Source organism: Kribbella sp. NPDC020701, assembly GCF_055562215.1.
In genome coordinates this window covers 408,897-426,136 of sequence record NZ_JBVHFT010000001.1, presented here as the reverse complement: position 1 = coordinate 426,136, position 17,240 = coordinate 408,897, and the positions used below count along the sequence as shown (strand labels likewise).

15 protein-coding genes are annotated in these 17,240 nt (G+C 66.9%); 4 read left to right on the top strand and 11 right to left on the bottom strand.

Annotated elements, in window-relative coordinates; all coding sequences use genetic code 11:
- The first annotated feature begins 19 nt into the window (after positions 1 to 19).
- Positions 20 to 1,285: an MATE family efflux transporter gene (locus tag ACZ3HV_RS01945; protein WP_465679932.1), complete on the top strand. Its 1,266-nt coding sequence runs from the start codon at positions 20 to 22 to the stop codon at positions 1,283 to 1,285.
- 18 nt (positions 1,286 to 1,303) lie between these two features.
- On the opposite strand, the gene ACZ3HV_RS01940 is transcribed toward ACZ3HV_RS01945, so the two are convergent.
- From ACZ3HV_RS01940 to ACZ3HV_RS01930, 3 genes are all read right to left on the bottom strand, one after another.
- Positions 1,304 to 2,293 carry an ABC transporter permease gene (locus ACZ3HV_RS01940; protein WP_465679930.1) on the bottom strand — a complete coding sequence of 330 codons (990 nt, stop codon included), beginning with the start codon at positions 2,291 to 2,293 and terminating at the stop codon, positions 1,304 to 1,306.
- Positions 2,294 to 2,297: 4 nt separating this feature from the next.
- Positions 2,298 to 3,236: a carbohydrate ABC transporter permease gene (locus ACZ3HV_RS01935; RefSeq protein WP_465679928.1), complete on the bottom strand. Its 939-nt coding sequence runs from the start codon at positions 3,234 to 3,236 to the stop codon at positions 2,298 to 2,300.
- Between the two features lie 76 nt (positions 3,237 to 3,312).
- Complete coding sequence (locus tag ACZ3HV_RS01930) at positions 3,313 to 5,067, bottom strand: extracellular solute-binding protein (RefSeq protein ID WP_465679926.1); 1,755 nt, start codon at positions 5,065 to 5,067, stop codon at positions 3,313 to 3,315.
- A gap of 245 nt (positions 5,068 to 5,312) precedes the next feature.
- Between ACZ3HV_RS01930 and ACZ3HV_RS01925 the strand changes: the two genes are divergently transcribed.
- Entirely contained in the window at positions 5,313 to 5,792 is a 480-nt protein-coding gene (locus ACZ3HV_RS01925; protein ID WP_465679924.1) for an NUDIX hydrolase, read from the top strand.
- 4 nt (positions 5,793 to 5,796) lie between these two features.
- On the opposite strand, the gene polA is transcribed toward ACZ3HV_RS01925, so the two are convergent.
- Positions 5,797 to 8,511: a DNA polymerase I gene (gene polA, locus ACZ3HV_RS01920; RefSeq protein WP_465680432.1), complete on the bottom strand. Its 2,715-nt coding sequence runs from the start codon at positions 8,509 to 8,511 to the stop codon at positions 5,797 to 5,799.
- Positions 8,512 to 8,595: 84 nt separating this feature from the next.
- Between polA and ACZ3HV_RS01915 the strand changes: the two genes are divergently transcribed.
- Positions 8,596 to 9,015, top strand: coding sequence for a hotdog fold thioesterase (locus tag ACZ3HV_RS01915; protein ID WP_465679922.1), 420 nt, complete (start codon positions 8,596 to 8,598; stop codon positions 9,013 to 9,015).
- On the opposite strand, the gene ACZ3HV_RS01910 is transcribed toward ACZ3HV_RS01915, so the two are convergent.
- A complete protein-coding gene (locus tag ACZ3HV_RS01910; protein WP_360376090.1) occupies positions 8,978 to 9,613 on the bottom strand; it encodes a GNAT family N-acetyltransferase in 636 nt (211 codons plus the stop codon). The genes ACZ3HV_RS01915 and ACZ3HV_RS01910 overlap by 38 nt on opposite strands.
- 126 nt (positions 9,614 to 9,739) lie before the next feature.
- Here ACZ3HV_RS01910 and ACZ3HV_RS01905 point away from each other — a divergent pair, with 126 nt between their 5' ends.
- Complete coding sequence (locus tag ACZ3HV_RS01905; protein WP_465679919.1) at positions 9,740 to 10,480, top strand: DUF554 domain-containing protein; 741 nt, start codon at positions 9,740 to 9,742, stop codon at positions 10,478 to 10,480.
- Positions 10,481 to 10,521: 41 nt separating this feature from the next.
- On the opposite strand, the gene ACZ3HV_RS01900 is transcribed toward ACZ3HV_RS01905, so the two are convergent.
- The 6 genes from ACZ3HV_RS01900 to ACZ3HV_RS01875 form a co-directional block, all read right to left on the bottom strand.
- On the bottom strand, positions 10,522 to 11,238 hold the full coding sequence (locus ACZ3HV_RS01900; RefSeq protein WP_465679917.1) for an ABC transporter ATP-binding protein: 717 nt from the start codon (positions 11,236 to 11,238) through the stop codon (positions 10,522 to 10,524).
- Positions 11,235 to 12,110 (bottom strand): ABC transporter ATP-binding protein, encoded by an 876-nt coding sequence (locus tag ACZ3HV_RS01895; RefSeq protein WP_465679915.1) that lies wholly within the window; start codon positions 12,108 to 12,110, stop codon positions 11,235 to 11,237. The genes ACZ3HV_RS01900 and ACZ3HV_RS01895 overlap by 4 nt, the downstream gene beginning before the upstream one ends.
- Complete coding sequence (locus ACZ3HV_RS01890) at positions 12,107 to 13,819, bottom strand: branched-chain amino acid ABC transporter permease (protein WP_465679913.1); 1,713 nt, start codon at positions 13,817 to 13,819, stop codon at positions 12,107 to 12,109. The genes ACZ3HV_RS01895 and ACZ3HV_RS01890 overlap by 4 nt, the downstream gene beginning before the upstream one ends.
- Positions 13,816 to 15,132, bottom strand: a complete 1,317-nt coding sequence (locus tag ACZ3HV_RS01885; RefSeq protein ID WP_465679911.1) for a branched-chain amino acid ABC transporter permease — start codon at positions 15,130 to 15,132, stop codon at positions 13,816 to 13,818. Before ACZ3HV_RS01885 ends, ACZ3HV_RS01890 begins: the two co-directional genes overlap by 4 nt.
- Positions 15,133 to 15,216: 84 nt before the next feature.
- The gene (locus ACZ3HV_RS01880; protein ID WP_465679909.1) at positions 15,217 to 16,458 is read right to left on the bottom strand and encodes a branched-chain amino acid ABC transporter substrate-binding protein; all 1,242 of its coding nucleotides are present in this window, start codon (positions 16,456 to 16,458) and stop codon (positions 15,217 to 15,219) included.
- A 178-nt stretch (positions 16,459 to 16,636) separates the two neighbouring features.
- Complete coding sequence (locus ACZ3HV_RS01875) at positions 16,637 to 17,218, bottom strand: ANTAR domain-containing response regulator (protein WP_465679907.1); 582 nt, start codon at positions 17,216 to 17,218, stop codon at positions 16,637 to 16,639.
- Positions 17,219 to 17,240: the final 22 nt, after the last annotated feature.

Here is a 17,240-nt window from a genome sequence, read left to right as displayed (position 1 = left end):
TGCCCTGAGGCAGTAGAGCATGAGTTCTGACACCACTCCGGAGCAAGAGCCCAAGACACCCCGCTTGGCGTTCCTGCGCAGTGCCACGGTCGTTGCCGTCGGCATGGCCATCATGAACGTCGCCGCCTACGGTTTCACCCTGATTAGCAGTCACCGCCTGATACCGGAGCAGTTCGGTGCGATCACCGCGCTGCTCGGCCTGCTCTTGATCGGCAATGTCGCCTCACTCGGCCTGCAGGCGACCGGCGCCCGCCGGCTCGCCACCCACACCGGCTCCGGCAAGGACGCCGAGGCGCTGTCCGACGCCATGCTCAAGGCCGGCCGCCGTTCGGCGCTCGGACTCACCGCAGTGTGCGTGGTGGCGACGCCTTTGTTCATGTGGCTGCTGCACATCGACTCCATAGTCGCGGTGCTGCTCCTCGCACCGACCCTCGGCTGTCTGACCGTGATGGGCTCACAACTCGGGGTCCTGCAAGGCAGCCAGCGCTGGACCGAGCTGGCCGCCGTCTACACCGCGGTCGGCGTCGGCCGCCTGGTGCTCGGCGGTGGTGCGCTGATCGTGCATCCATCGCTTGACTCGGCGATGATCGGTCTCGCTCTCGGCGCCGCCGTACCCGCTCTGCTGGGAGCTTTCCTCCTGCGCGGGTCGACCGGGGCTTCGGCTGAGCACATCAAAGCGGCGCTGCGCGAGACGGTGCACGGCACGCACACCCTGCTCGCGTTCTTCGTGATCGCGAACGCTGATGTGCTGTTCGCGCGCGCGCTGCTTGACGGCACCGACAGCGGGTACTACGCGGCCGGGGTGATCGTGGCGAAGGCGTGCCTGTTCCTGCCGCAGTTCGTCATCGTGATCGTGTTCCCGTCCCTGGCCAGCTCCCCCGGTGACACCGTGCGGCTGCGCCGGGCGATCATGGCCGTCGCGGGCCTCGGTGTGTGCGCGGTCATCGGCACGCTCCTGCTGCCGGACCTGGTGGTCACGATCATCGGTGGCAAGGAGAACTACGCGCCACTCGGTCCGTACACCTGGCTGTTCGCGATCTCCGGCTCGGCGTACGCCGTACTGCAACTGGTCGTGTACGCCGCGATCGCGCAGCAGGAGAAGCGCGCCGCGCTGGTGATCTGGGTCGGACTGGCCGTCCTCGCGGTCGCGGCCGGGATCGTCCTCGGCGCCGGGATCGCCACCGGGCTGGCCGGCGTGAAGGTGCTGGTCGCGATGACCAGCACCTGCGCCTTGGCGCTGTCGGCCGCTCTGGCGGTGGGACTCCACCGCCAGGCGACCGACTAGCTCACCAGAGACTCGCCATCACCAAAGGCTGGACCGCGCGAAGCGGCGGGCGAAGGTGTTCGCCAGTACCAGCAGCACCAGCCCGATCACCGATCTGAACAAACCGATCGCGGTCGCATAGCTGAACTGCGGCACCGACGACGCCAGACCGATCTTGTACACATAGGTGTCGATCACTTCGGCCACATCGAGGTTCAGGCTGTTCTGCATCAGCAGCACCTTCTCGAACCCGACCGACAGGATCGAGCCGATGTTCAGGATCAGCAGGATCACCGCCACCGGCACGATCGCCGGCAGATCGATGTGCCAGATCCGCCGCAACCGCGACGCCCCGTCCACGATCGCCGCCTCGTGCAGCTCCGGCGGCACACTGGTCAGCGCGGCCAGATAGATGATCGCGGCGAACCCCATCGTCTGCCACGCTCCGGACCAGACATAGAGGTGCCGGAACATCCCGGAGTCGCCCATCAGGTTCGCCGGGCCGAACCCGAACAGGCCGATCAGCTTGTTCGTCACCCCGGTGTTCGGGCTGGTCAGGACGACGAGCAGACCCACCACGACCACCGTGGAGATGAAGTGCGGTGCGTAGGTGATCAGCTGCGTCGACCGGCTGAACCACTTCTTCCGGACCGTGTTCAGGCAGAGCGCGAGGATGATCGGCAACGGGAACGTGGCCACCAGCTCGTAGACGTGCAGGTACACGGTGTTCTTGATCAGCCGCCAGAACTGGTACGACTCCACGAACCGGTCGAAGTACTTCATCCCGGCCCACGGGCTGCCCCAGATCCCGGACACCACGTTGTAGTCCTTGAAGGCGATGATCACGCCGTACATCGGCCAGTAGGCGAAGATCGCCAGCCAGAGCAGCGGTAGCGCGAGCATCGCGTACAGCTGCCAGTTCCGGCGCATCCGCAGCCCCAGCCCCACCGCGTTCTTCGCCGTGCGCGTCCGCTTGGGCGCCGCCGTCCGCACCGACGAGCGGGCCTCTGCTTCTGTTGAGGTCGTCATACGCTCATCCCTTCAAGGAGCCCACCATGGCCCCCTTGACGAAGTGCTTCTGCACGAACGGGTAGATCAGCAGCGGTGGGATCATCGCGATCACGATCAGCGAGTACTTCAGCTGCTGCTGCAGTTCCTGCATCTGCAGGAGTTTGCTGGTGTCCTGCATCTGGGACGGGTCGACCTTGGACTGGATCAGGATCTGGCGCAGCACCACCTGCAGCGGGAACAGGTGCTCATTGGTCAGGTAGATCAGCGCGTTGAAGAACGAGTTCCACTGCCCGACCGCGTAGAACAGCAGGTTCACCGCGATGATCGGCTTGCTCAGCGGCAGGACGACCCGCCAGAAGAAGCTGAAGTCGCTACAGCCGTCCACCTTCCCCGCCTCCACCAGCTCCTCCGGGATCGTGACCATGAAGTAGGTCCGGGTGATGATCACGTTCCAGACCGCCATCGCGGTCGGCAGGATGATCGCCCAGCGCGTGTTCAGCAGTCCCAGCTGGTCGACCACCAGGTACGTCGGGATCAGGCCGCCGTTGAACATCATGGTGAACACGAACGCCCCCATGATCAGCCCCTTGCCCGGCAGCCCTTTCCGGGACAACGGGTACGCCGCCAGCAACGTGAGGACCGTGGCCACCAGCGCCCCGGCGACCGCGTAGTACACCGAGTTGCCGAAGCTGCTGACGATCGCCTTGTAGTCGAAGATCGCCCTGTAGGCATCCAGCGTGAACCCGACCGGCCACAGCCAGACCTCGCCGGCGGACACCTTCCTGGTGTTGCTGACCGAGGCGCTGAGAACGTAGATCAGCGGGTACAGGATCGCCAGGCAGAAGAGGCCGAGCGCGGTATAGATGCAGGCCATCGCGATCTTGTCGCCGCGGGTGTCCTGGATCGAAGCGCCGACCGCCAACCGCGTCTCGTCCGGCGGCAGCGTTCCGGCGGCGCTCATCCACGTCCTCGCTTCGCTCCGGGCGCGGATGAGACACGAGACGCGCTGTGCTTGATGATGAGCTCGCTCCGCTCGCTCATCCGTTGTACGTCTCGTAGGCGGCCTGCTGGAGGTCCAGGTACGGCTTCACTCCGATCTTGCTGACCCGGTCCTTGTAGTCGTTCCACGCGCCGTCGTCGTTCGGGTCGAGCTGCCCGGTGAGGAACTTGGCGAACGACTGGTTCACCTCGCCCTTGAGGTTGGTCTTCAGCTCGGCCTCCTGCGCGGCCTGGTCCTGGTCCAGGGTGACCGGCGGGAACTGCATCTCCTGCGGCTGCTTGAGCGGGAAGAACCGCTCCTTGGTCTGCTCGTACAGCGGCTTCTCGAACGTGAGGTCGCCCGGCTGCACCCGCTCACCGAGCCGGAAGTCCTGGGAGCGGTACATCGGGTTGTCCTGGCCCCAGTTGAGGTTCTTCTGCGAGTTCCAGGTCGCGTCGAACCCGTACACCGCCTGCTTGCCGTTGATCCCGAGATCACCCTTCTTCGCCCACGCGAACTTCGGGCCGCCGTACCCGCGCAGGATCGCCTCCAGCTCGTACTGCGCGTCGGCCCACTGGACCAGCAGATCCGGCTTGGCGCACTTCTTGGTGATCACCAGGTGCGACACCTCGACGCCGACGGTCAGGTAGTCCCAGGCGGCGTACTGGACGCCGTTCGGTCCCTTCAGCGGCGGACACGCCTCGTACTGACGCCAGCGGGCGTTCGGGTCCTTCTGGTCGATGTCGAGGAAGTTGCCCCAGTAGTTCGATCGGGCACCCCCGATCAGCGGTTTGCCCGGGGCGTTGCCGTAGCGCTTCAACTGGTCCCCGTCGGCGGTGAAGATGTCCCGGCTGATCAGCCCTTCGCGGTACAGGCCGTTCGCGTACTTCAGGCCTTCACGCCACTCGTCCTTGTCGAACGCGACGTCGACCTTGCCGTCCTTGACCACCAGCCACGGTTCGCCCGGATCGTAGAGGAACGCGTTCATGAAGAACGGGTCGATGGGAGCCTCGTTGAAGCCGGCGAACGGGATCGTCTTGCCGTTGCCGGCCAGATCCGCCTTCTTGAACGCGCGCAGTACCTCGCGGAACTCGTCGGTGGTCTTCGGCATCTCCAGACCGACCTGCTTGATCCAGTCGATGTTCAGCCAGGCCCGTCCGTCGATGGCCCGGCAGTGGAAGCAGTCGTTGATGCCCGGGAACGAGTAGATCTTCTTGTCCGGCGCCTGGATCAGCTTGCGGGTCTCCGGGTAGTCCTTCATCGCCTGCTGCAGGTTCAGCGCATAGGCGTCGATGTGCCCGCCGACGTCGGTGAAGAGTCCCTGCGCGCCGTAAAGGAACAGCTGCGACCGGGTGAAGTTGACGCCCAGGAAGGCGTCCGGGATGTCGCCGGCCGCGATCATCGCGTTGACCTTGGTCATCACGTCGTCGTCGGTGCCGCCGATCTGACTCCACTCGATGTGGACGCCGGTCTTCTCCTCCAGCCACTTGGTGAAGGCGTTGGTCTTCCAGTCACCGATCGTCACGTCCTGCTTGACGACGATCTTGAACGTCACCTTCTCGGTCGTGAGCGGTTTCAGCGTGCGGGCGACCGGTCCGACGTACCCCTCCGGGTACTGCACGGTGGTCAGCTTCGGGCCGAGGGTGACGCTGGGGGCGGCCTGGCCGGCGCCCGCGGCCGCGCCGCTCGCAGTGCTGGAGCCACTGCAGCCACTGAGCAGACCACCGCCGGCGGTCGCGGCGGTGAGTCCTAACGCCCCCGCGATGAGTGATCGACGACTGAGTGCCGGCGGTCGGGCATCGTCGTTCGGCATGGGTTCCTCCTAGGCGGCTGGGTCGGAACAAGCACGAAATATCCGAGAGCAATATCCGATAGGATCTCGGATCTTGCCCGGCAGAATGACAGAGAAAGACACAGTGCGGAAGACCTCGACAGCAACCGACCGAGATCGGCCGCTCACTGTCCGCATCTTGCGTGCAAACGCTTTCCGCTTACTGTCTATCGGACATCTTTCTTGCGGAAAGTAAGTGCTCCGGCCCGCTCGATAGGGTGCTGGGCATGGCGACCCCGAAGTTCATCCTCGAGCTGCGCGAGAAGATCGGGCACGACCTGCTCTGGCTCACCGGCATCACCGGCGTGGTCCTGAACGACCACGCGGAGGTCCTGCTGGTCAGGCGTGCCGACACCGGCCGATGGGCCCTGGTCGAAGGCATCCTCGAACCGGGTGAGCAGCCGGCCCTCGGCCTGGCCCGGGAGATCCACGAGGAGACCGCGGTCGAGGTCGCCGTCGAGCGCCTCGTCAGCGTCGAGGCCCAGCCGCCGTCCAGCTACCCCAACGGCGACCAGGTCCAGTTCCTCGACCTCTGCTTCCGCTGCCGCTGGGTGCGTGGCGAACCGCGCGTGAACGACGACGAGTCGCTGGAGGTCGCCTGGTTCCCGCTTGGCGACCTGCCTCCGCTCAATCCCCGTGAACTGACGTCGATCGACAACGCCCTGTCCCCCGACCCGATGCCGTTGCTACCGGGGGTCGGGGGCTGACGCCCTAGTGCGCGGCTTCGTGCCAGGTGCGGCCGACGCCGACCGAGACGTCCAGGGGCACGGTCATCTCGACCGCGCGGCCCATGTCGCGGCGGACGAGCTCCTCGAGCGGCTCGCGTTCGCCGGGGGCGATCTCGAAGACGAGCTCGTCGTGGACCTGGAGCAGCATCCGTGACTTGAGGCCGGACTCGCGCAGCGACGCGTCGACCTTGAGCATCGCCATCTTGATCACGTCCGCGGCCGAGCCCTGGATCGGCGCGTTCAGCGCCATCCGCTCGGCCATCTCGCGGCGCTGCCGGTTGTCGCTGGTCAGGTCCGGCAGGTACCGCCGGCGGCCCAGGATCGTCTCGGTGTACCCGCTCTTGCCGGCGTCGATGACGATCGAGCGCAGGTAGTCGCGGACGCCCCCGAAGCGCTCGAAGTACTCGTCCATCAAGCCCTTCGCCTCGTCGACGCCGATCTTCAGCTGCTGACTCAGCCCGTACGCCGACAGGCCGTAGGCGAGCCCGTAGTTCATCGCCTTGATCTTGGCGCGCTGTTCCTGCGTCACCGCGGACGGCTCGACCGAGAACACCCGGGACGCCGTCACCGAGTGGAAGTCCATCCCGGAGTTGAACGCGTCGACCAGACCCTGGTCCTCGGACACGTGCGCCATGATCCGCATCTCGATCTGGCTGTAGTCGGCCGACATCAGCGACTCGTTGCCCTCGCCGACGATGAACGCCTGCCGGATCCGGCGGCCCTCCTCGGTCCGGATCGGGATGTTCTGCAGGTTCGGGTCGGTCGAGCTGAGCCGCCCGGTCGCCGCGATCGTCTGGTTGAACGTGGTGTGGATCCGGCCGTCCTTCGGGCTGATCGTCTTCAGCAGCCCCTCGACCGTCTGCCGCAGCCGGGTCGCGTCCCGGTGCGCCAGCAGGTACGCCAGGAACGGGTGCTCGGTCTTCTCGAACAGCGCCTGCAGCGAATCCGCGTCGGTGGTGTAGCCGGTCTTGGTCCGCTTGGTCTTCGGCATCTGCAGCTCGTCGAACAGCACGACCTGCAGTTGCTTCGGCGAACCGAGGTTGATCTCCTTGCCGATCACGTCGTACGCCGCCGTCGCGGCCTCCCGGACTCCGGTGGCGAACCGCTCCTCCAGCTGCTCGAGATACGGCCGGTCGACCGCGATCCCGTCCCGCTCCATCCCGGCGATCACGTCGATCAGCGGAAGCTCGACGTCCGCGAGCAGCGCAGTACCGGCCTGCTTCTCGAGCTCGGCGTCGAGGGTGTCGGCCAGGTCGGCGATCGCCCGGGCGCGCAGCATCGTGTGATCCGCGGCCGGGCCGCCCTCGACGTCGTCGAAGCTGAGCTGGCCGTTGTCCGCCTCCTCGTTGCGCAGCTCGCGCTTGAGATACCGCACGGTCAGGTCGGCCAGGTCGTACGACCGCTGGTCCGGACGGGCGAGATAGGCGCTCAGCTGGGTGTCCGAGCTCAGACCGGCCAGCGTCCAGCCGCGCTCCAGGAAGCCGAGCAGCGGGCCCTTCGCGTCGTGCAGCGCCTTCGGCTGCTTCGGGTCCGCGAGCCAGGCCTGCCAGGCCGCGTCGTCGTCGGGCGTCAGTACGGTCGGGTCGAACCAGGCTGCCGCGCCGGAGGTGTTCGCCAGCGCCAGTCCGGTGATCTCGCCGGTGCCACGACCCCAGCTGCCCTGCACTGCGACGCCGACCCGCTCACCGGCGTTGACATGCTCCTTGAGCCAGGCGGCGACCTCACCCGGCTTCAGCTGCACGCCCTGCAGCTCGAACCCGTGGTCGACGGTCGCGTCGACCTCCTCGTGCTCGGCGACCAACCGCTCGCGCAGCACCCGGAACTCAAGGCTGTCGAACAGCGTGTGCACCTTGTCCCGGTCCCACGGCGTCCGGACCAGGTCGTCCACCACAACGTCCAGGGTCAGGTCGCGGACCAGCTCGTTGATCTGCCGGTTCCGGATCACGTCGGCGAGGTGCTCACGCAGCGACTCGCCGGCCTTGCCCTTGATCTCGTTGACCCGGTCGACCACGTCGTTCAGCGAGCCGAACTGGTTCAGCCACTTGGCCGCCGTCTTCGGCCCGACCCCGGGCACGCCGGGCAGGTTGTCGCTCTGCTCCCCCACCAACGCGGCCAGATCCGGATACAGCCGGGGCGGTACGCCGTACTTCTCCTCGACCGCGGCCGGGTCCATCCGGGCGATCTCGGACACGCCACGCTTCGGATACAGCACCGTGATGTCGTCGCTGACCAGCTGGAACGCGTCCCGGTCACCGCTGCTGATCAGCACCTCGAAGCCCTGCTCGGCCGCCTGGGTGGCGAGCGTGGCGAGGATGTCGTCGGCCTCCCAGCCGTCGATCTCGGTGGTCGGGATCCGGAGCGCCTCGAGCACCTCCTTGACCAGCGAGACCTGACCCTTGAACTCGTCCGGCGACTTCGACCGGCCAGCCTTGTACTCCGCGTACTGCTCGGAGCGGAAGGTCTTGCGGGACACGTCGAACGCGACGCAGATGTGCGTCGGCTGCTCGTCGCGGAGCATGTTGATCAGCATCGAGGTGAACCCGTACACCGCGTTGGTGTGCTGCCCGGTGGTGGTGGAGAAGTTCTCCACCGGGAGCGCGTAGAACGCCCGGTACGCCAGCGAGTGCCCGTCCAGCAGCAGGATCCGCGGCCGGCCGGTGCCAGGCTGCGGGGCGTCCCCCGTGGTGCCCTTGGTCATCGTCGAGGTGTTGGTTTCTGGAGCCACGTACCGACTCTAGTGGTTCCCGCCGACAGTTCTGACACACCCGCGTAGTGTGCCCCTGTGACTGATCAAATGGACCTCGGCCCGGGGATGGGCATGGAGGGCACGCTGCTGCAGCTGATGGGAATCGTTGTCAGCCAAGCGTCCCCGGAGAAGGTGGTCGCGACGATGCCGGTCAACGGCAACACGCAGCCCTACGGCCTCCTCCACGGCGGCGCGTCCTGTGTCCTGGCCGAGAGCCTTGGCTCGATCGGCTCGGCGCTGCACGCCGCGAGCTACGACAAGGTGGCCGTCGGCGTGGACATCAACGCCACCCACCACCGTGCGGTCCGCGAGGGCACCGTGACCGGGGTCGCCACCCCGATCTACCTCGGCCGTACGACGACGTCGTACGAGGTCGTCGTCACCGACGACCGGGGCAAGCGCGTCTGCACCGCGCGGATCACGTGCCAGCTGATTCAGGCTCCGCCGGGTAGCTGACGTCGATCGGCGGCGCGGCGGCCGGCAGCGGGCGGCCGAGCTGCGCGCGGCGGGCCGCCACGGACCGTCGCGACGAGAGCAGGGCGAGCAGGTTCGGCGCGTGCTCGGCGGCGAGCCGGCGACGCACCGTGTGGGTGTTCGCGAACCGCAGCACGCCGGCCTGCCCGAGACCCAACCGCGCAAGGAACCTGTTCGCCTCGCGGGCGATCGCGGGGGCGACCACGGCCAGGTGTGCGCAGCTCTCGTGCTCGGCCCAGGCGACCGCCTCCGCGATCAGGGCCTTGCCCAGGCCGTGCCGGCGGGCGGTGTCGCTGACGTGCAGATACTCGATCGTGACCGTCAGGTCCTCGTGCAGCGGGCTGATCGCGGTGCGGCGCAAGTACGCCATGCCGTGCACCTCGCCGTCCAGCTCGCCGACCAGCAACCGGCCGAACGGGTCGTCCACATGCTTGCTGACGGCAACCTCGACGGCCGCCGCGGACGGTGTCGCGGGCAACCGTGACGGATGCGCACCCGCGGTGGCCAGCTCGCGCCACAACGCGACCAAGGCATCGGCATCGCCTCGCTGGGCGTCCCTCACCTCGATGGCTGCTGCCACAGCGACCTCCTGGTCCGGTCCACCCCCGAGGTGAACGAGGACGGCGGATACGCTCGTCCTCGCGCAACAGTAGGCCCTCGGGGGTCACTTGCAAAGCTGCGCGGCCAGGGCTGATCGGAGACAGGTTTGTTCATCGGAATCGGCACCGTCGTGAACGTCGCGGCAGTGCTCGTCGGCTCGGTACTCGGCGTACTCATCGGGCATCGGCTGAGTCACCGGACCCGGGATCTGGTCACCGATGCGATCGGCCTGGTCACGCTGCTGATCGCGATCTCGGCAGCGCTCACGGTCGGCGATCAGGTGCTCAGCGAGGCGGTCGGCGACAGCGCTCCGGTCCTGATCGTGCTCGGCGCGATGCTGATCGGCGGGATCATCGGCTCGCTGCTGCGGATCGAGCAGCGGCTCGAGGGCTTCGGTGCGTGGATCCAGCACCGCTTCGACCGGGGTGAAGGACAGAGCACCTTCGTCGAGGGATTCGTGTCGGCGTCGATGGTGTTCTGCGTCGGTCCGCTGACGTTCCTGGGCGCGCTGTCCGACGGACTCGGCCGGGGCGCGGATCAGCTGTATCTGAAGGCGGTTCTGGACGGTTTCACCTCGATCGCCTTCGCCGCGTCCTTCGGCTGGGGCGTGGCCGCCTCGGCGCTGGTCGTACTCGTCGTCCAAGGCTCGATGACCGCGGTCGGTGCGGTGCTGGGCGACGTACTCCCGGACGCGCAGGTGACCGCGCTCGGGGCGACCGGTGGCGTGATGCTGATCGGTGTCGCGCTGCGACTGCTCAAGCTCAAGCAGGTCGCGGTTGCCGATCTGCTGCCGGCGCTGATCGTCGCTCCCCTGCTTGTGCAGCTACTGGTGGCCATCCGCAGCTGAGCCCCTCTGGTGTGACACCAGAGGGGCTCAGGCAGACGAACTCAGTCCTCGCCGAGGTAGGCCTTGCGGACCTCGTCGTTGACCAGCAGATCGCGGCCGGTGCCGGACAGCACGATCTTGCCGACCTCCAGCACGTAACCGAAGTCGGCCCGCTTCAGGGCCGCCTGCGCGTTCTGCTCCACCAGCAGGATCGTGGTGCCCTGCTGCTGCAGCTCGGTGACCGTCGACATGATCCGCTTCATCATGATCGGCGACAGCCCCATCGACGGCTCGTCCAGCATCAGCAGCTTCGGCCGGCTCATCATCGCCCGGCCCATCGCCAGCATCTGCTGCTCACCACCGGAGAATGTCCCGGCCGGCTGCTTGCGCCGCTCCCCCAGGATCGGGAACAGGTCGTACGCCGCGTCCAGGTCGGCGCGCACGCCCCCGGGGTCTTTACGGGCGAACGCGCCGAGCATCAGGTTCTCCTCGACCGACAGCCTCGGGAAGATCCGCCGCCCTTCCGGTGAGTGGGCCAGACCGCGGGCGACGATGTCGTGCGCGGCCACCTGCTCGATCCGCTCGCCCTGGAACAGGATCTCGCCCGACGTCGGCCGGAGCAGCCCCGAGATCGTCCGCAGCGTGGTGGTCTTGCCGGCGCCGTTGGTGCCGATCAGCGACACCACCTGCCCCTGCTCCACGCTGAAGCTGATCTTCTTCACCGCAACGATCTTGCCGTAGGCAACTTCCAGGTCGCGGACCTCGAGCATCGCGGTCATGGGGTCTCCTCCTCGCCGTCGACTACGTCCTGCGGCTGCTGCGGTACGACGTCCTCGTCCTCGTCGTCCTGCTCGCCGGTGCCGATGTAGGCCTCGATCACCCGCGGGTCGGACTGCACCTCCTGCGGGGTGCCCTCGATCAGCGCCTCGCCGCGGACCAGGCAGAGGACCCGGTCGCAGAGGTTGAAGATGAACCGCATGTCGTGCTCGATCACCACGACCGACAGGCCCGAGTCCCGGATCTTGAAGATCAGGTCGCTGGCCTGCCGGGTCTCCAGCGGGTTCATACCGGCCGTCGGCTCGTCCAGCAGGACGAGCTTCGGGTCGGTGGCCAGCGCTCGCGCGATCTCGAGCCGGCGCTGGTCGCCGTACGGCATGTTCCGGGCCAGGTGGTCGGTGGACTTGCCGAGGCCGACGAAGTCGAGGAGCTCCTGGGCCCGGGCAATGGTGGCAGCTTCCTCGCGGCGGAACTTCGGCCCCCGCAGGACCGAGGTGAGCGCGCCCGAGCTGGTCCGGCAGTAACGGCCGACCATCACGTTCTCCAGCGCGGTCATGTTGGCGAACAGCCGGATGTTCTGGAACGTCCGCGCCATCCCGGCCTTGACGACCGCCCGCGGCTTCGGCGGCAGCGGCGTACCGGCGAACCGGACCTCGCCGCTGGTCGGCTTGTAGAGGCCGGTGAGGCAGTTGAAGAAGGTCGTCTTGCCGGCCCCGTTCGGGCCGATCAGGCCGACGATCTCGCCTTCGCGGACCGTCAGGTTGACGTCGTTGACCGCCAGCAGACCACCGAACCGCATGGTCACGCCGGTGGCTTCCAGCACCGCGGCGCCGGACGCCCGGGCCGGTGCCGGGGTCGTTTCGGTGACGGTCATTTCGCCTCCTCGACGAACAGGTGCTCTTCGTCGATCTCGACGGCCAGCTGCTCGTCCTCTTCGTGGAACTCCAACTGGCGGCGTCTGTTCGCGACCAGACCCTCCGGGCGGAACCGCATCATCAGCACCAGCAGCAGGCCGAACAGCAGTAGCCGGTACTCCGAGAAGAACCGCAGCTTCTCCGGCAGCAGCTTCAGGATCGCTGCCCCCAGCAACACACCGGCGATGGTGCCCATACCGCCGAGCACGATCGCGGCGAGCAGGAACGCCGACTCCAGGAAGATGAACTGGTCCGGGCTGACCGCGCCGTCCTGATGAGCCTTGATGGTGCCGGCCAGGCCGGCCAGGAAGGCACCGGTCGCGAACGCGAGCAGCTTCAGCCCGAACGTGTTCACGCCCATCGCCTCAGCCGCCTTCTCGTCCTCCCGGATCGCCACCCAACCACGGCCGATCCGGCTGTTGTTCAGCCGCGAGAAGACGAGGATGACGAAGCCGGTCAGGACCAGCAGCAGGAAGTAGTAGTTCGAGAACCGGCCCAGCTCGATTCCCGCGACCGTGTGCACGTCGCCGAAATTGAAGCCGCCGATCTCCAGGTCCGGGATGCCGGGGACACCGTTCGGCCCGTTGGTCAGGTTCGGGCCGTTGTTGCCGTCCAGGTTGAACATCGAGAACCGGAAGATCTCACCGAAGCCCAGGGTCACGATGGCGAGGTAGTCACCCGAGACCCGCAGTGTCGGCGTGCCGATGATCAGACCCAGGGTCGCCGCGACACTGGCGCCGATCAGCATCACGACCAGGAACGGAGGCTTCCACCCGACGGTCGCGAACGCCGACGTCGACATGGTGGCGGCCACGTAGGCGCCGCACCCGAGGAACGCGATGTACCCGAGGTCGAGCAGGCCGGCCAGACCGACCACGATGTTCAGGCCCATCGCGGTCGCCGCGAAGACCAGCACCTGGGTGGCGATCGACATGTTCGCGTCCGAGCCGCCCTGGGTGAACGGGAACAGGAACGCGACCACGACCGCCGACAGCGTCAGCACCTTGCGCTGCCGCTGCGAGACATGGCCGACCCAGCTCATTACCCCGGTCCGGAACAGTACGGCCACGACCGCGGCGATGAACACCAGGCAGAGGATGAACGACCAGGCGTCCTCCAACCCGAGCGCGTACGCCGCGAGGAACAGCACGCCGCCCATCAGCACCGCGATCGCGAGGATCTCGAGCCAGGCCGGCAACTTGGCCTCGCTCATGTCCCGCAACTGCCGCAACGGCAGCATCCAGGCGCTGACCAGGATCAGCACGGCACCGGCGAACGAGATGTACGCGCCGGGGTTCACGTTGATCAAGCCGTCGGAGTCGACCGAGATCGCGATCAGGACCAGCAGCATGTACAGCGTCAGAGTGAAGCCCAGTGCCCGTAGACCGGCCGTGGCGTCGAGCCACACGCCAAGCTTCGACAGCGGGCCCTTCTCGGCCAGCAGCAGGACCAGCGCGATCAAGGCGAGGATGATCGCCAGGATCTGCAGGCCACCCGGGTAGAAGTTGATCGACAGGTCGCCCAGGATCGTGCTGTCGTAGCTCCACGACAGGAACGAGCCCACGACGACCAGCACCACACCGGCCAGGCCCAGCGGCCAGGCGAACGGCTTGGCTTGCGGCTCAGCCGCGGTCTCCGGCCCCGCCGGAGGCGTCCTCACATCGGTCATGCCCGGTCCACCACCCTTGCGCCGAGCAGGCCCTGCGGCCTGAACACCAGTACCAGAATCAGGATCACGAAGGCCCAGACGTCCTTCCAGGTGCTACCACCGAACTGGCCCGGAATGTACTGCGTCGCCATCGCCTCGATGACACCGAGCACCAGACCACCGACGACGGCGCCGTAGATGTTGCCGATACCACCGAGGACGGCGGCGGTGAACGCCTTCAGACCGGCAAGGAAGCCCATCCGGAAGTCGATGTTGTTGTTCTGCAGGCCCTGCGACACACCCGCGATAGCCGCGAGAACGGCGCCGAGTGCGAACGCGACCACGATGATCCGGTCCACGTTGATACCCATCAGCCGGGCGGTGTCCGGGTCCTGCGACACGGCCTGCATACCGCGGCCGAGCCGGGTCCGGTTGATGAAGAACCACAGCAGGATGGCGCAGATGGCCAGCGCGCCCATGGTGAAAATCGCGGACCGCTGGATGGTCACGCCACCGATGTCGATCGCCGTTCCGGTCACCACATCGATCTGCGGGAACGGGATGCGCTGCTTGGCGCTCGGCCAGGTGATGCTGCTGATGAGCTTCTCGAAGAGCACCCAGCCCACCACCGCGGCCACGGCCGCGGTGGCCGCGGCCGCCGCGATCGCCGGGATCTTGATCTCCGTGCGCGCCCTCCGTCGTACGGCCAGACCGGCCAGCCAGCCGATCGCCGTACCGACGATCGCGCCCACGATGACCACGCCCACCACCAGCCCCGCGGTCAGGTCGCTGCTGATCTGCCGTACCCCTACCCAGACGGCGACGGGGCCGACCACGGCGCCGATCAGCGCGGCACGGTCGTACCACTTGGTCACCGGATGGTTCAGCTCGGCCTTCGACACCCGCGTGCCGACGTAGTAGCCGATGCCCAGCGCCATTCCGGCGAAGCCGAACAGCGTCCAGCCCGGGCGCTCGTAGAAGAGCCGGACGAACTCCTGCAGGAACACCGAGATACCGATCGCGGTGATCAGCGGTGCGAGTCGTGGCGCGTTCCGCAGGGGACGGTACGCGACACGTTCCATCGCCACGGCGGTGCCGACCGACGCGATGATCGCGCCGATGATCATGATCGGCAGGATCCACAGGTTGGTCTTGCCGTCGAAGAACAACAGGTACGTCGTCAGTGCGCCGAACGCACCGATCATGAAGACCTCGCCGTGGGCGAAGTTGATGAGCTGCACGATGCCGTAGACGACGGTGTAACCGACCGCGATCAGGGCGTACAGCGACCCCAGAGTCAGCCCGTTCACGAGCTGCTGGAAGAACTGGTCCACGTCGACCTCCCATCTACCTCAGTTATGACACGCCACGGGGGTGGGAGGATCGCTCCCACCCCCGAGGCATGAGGTCGACTCTGCTTACTTGGCTTCGAAGTCCTTGGTCTCCACGGTGGCCCACTTGCCGCCGTCGACCTTGTACACCGTCAGCACCTTGGAGGTGGTGTCGCCGTACTGGTCGAAGGCGACCTTGCCGGTCACGCCGTCGAAGGAGACCTTGCCGAGGGCATCAACCGTCGCCTGACGGGCGGACTCGACGTCCTTGGCGTCCTTCAGCGAGGTCTTCAGGGCGTTGATGATCGCGTTCGCCGCGTCGTAGGAGTAGCCGCCGTACGCCGCGTACGGGTCCTTGTAGCCGGCCGCGTTGTAGTCCGCGACGAACTTCTTCGCCGACTCCAGAGCGTCCACCGGCGCGCCGACCGAGGTAGCCAGGTCGTTGGTGCTGGTCTTGCCGGCCAGGGTGATGTACTTCGGGTCGTAGATGCCGTCGCCGCCCATCAGCGGGACGTTCAGACCGGCGGCCTTCATCTGCTGCGAGAGCGGACCGGCCTGCGGGTACTCACCACCGTAGTAGACCGCCTGCGGGGCGGACGGCTTGATCGCGGAGATCACGGCCTGGTAGTTCGAGTCGTCCGGGTTGATGGTCTGGGCCGCGACGACCTGACCACCCAGCTTCTTGAACTCCTCGGTGAAGGTGCCGACCAGACCCTGGCCGTACGCCTTCTTGTCGTGGATCGTGGCGACCTTGGTGATCTTCGCCGTCTCGTACAGGTAGCGAGCCGCGAACGGACCCTGGACCGCGTCGGTCGTGCAGGTGCGGAAGTACGTCGGGTACGGCCGCTTCGGGTCGGTCTGCCAGTTCGCGCCCTGGGTCAGGCCCGGGCCGGTGTTGGCCGGCGAGACCTGGACGATGTTCTTCGGTGCGAGCACCGGCTGGACCTGCTGGCTGACGCTGGTGTTCAGCGTGCCGACCACGCCGATGACGTCCGCGTCACCGGCGAGCGCGGTGGCCGCGTTCTTACCCGGGTCCGGCTTCGCCTCGTCGTCCTTCGGCACGACCTCGAGCTTCCAGCCCGGGATCGCGTTGGAGTCGTTGGCCTGCTTCACGGCCAGCTCGACCGAGTGCTGGATACCCAGTCCCAGCGCCGACAAGTCTCCTGACAGAGGCGCGATCACGCCGATCTTGGCAGTCTTCGTCGAACCTCCGGAGTCCCCCCCGGAGTCGTCGCCACTGCGTGAGCCGCAGGCAGTCAGGGCCAACGACGCAACGATCAGCGACGCGCCGACCCTTACTACGGAACGCTGGTGCACTGTTCCTCCCATGTCTGGATAGTCCGGGAAACCCGGACTCCCGCGTTTCCCGCGAGCACCGGCAGGTTAGACCTCAGCAAGCTCTCTCGGCGATGTCACGGAGTGTGTGTTGTGAGGTCGTTACAGCGGTAAGCAGCATGAGTATCAGTGATTGCTGTACGCGCGCTCAGCTCGATGAGCGGAGAGTGATTCAGTCACTACCGCCAGCCTCGTCAACAACCAACTCCGCGACCTGCCGCATGGAAACTCTTTTGTCCATGGCGGTTTTCTGGATCCAGCGGAACGAGTCCGGCTCGGACAGCCCGAACTTCGTCTGCAGGATCGACTTGGCCCGATCGACCAGCTTGCGGGTCTCCAGCCGCTCGGCCAGGCCGGCGACCTCACGCTCCAGCTCGGCGAGCTCGACGTACCGGGAGGCGGCGATCTCGATCGCGGGCAGCAGGTCGGCCTTGGAGAACGGTTTCACCAGGTACGCCATGGCGCCGGCGTCGCGGGCCCGCTCGACCAGCTCGCGCTGCGAGAACGCGGTCAGCATCAGCACCGGTGCGATCCGCTCGCCGGCGATCTTCTCCGCCGCGCTCAACCCGTCCAGCTTGGGCATCTTCACGTCGAGGATCACCAGATCCGGCCGATGCTCGGTCGCCAGCCGGATGGCCTCTTCCCCATCCCCCGCCTGCCCGACGACGTCGTACCCCTCCTCGGCCAGCATCTCGGCCAGATCCATCCGGATCAAAGCCTCGTCCTCAGCGATCACCACACGCTTAGCAGTCACAAGGCACACCTTATCGACCCCG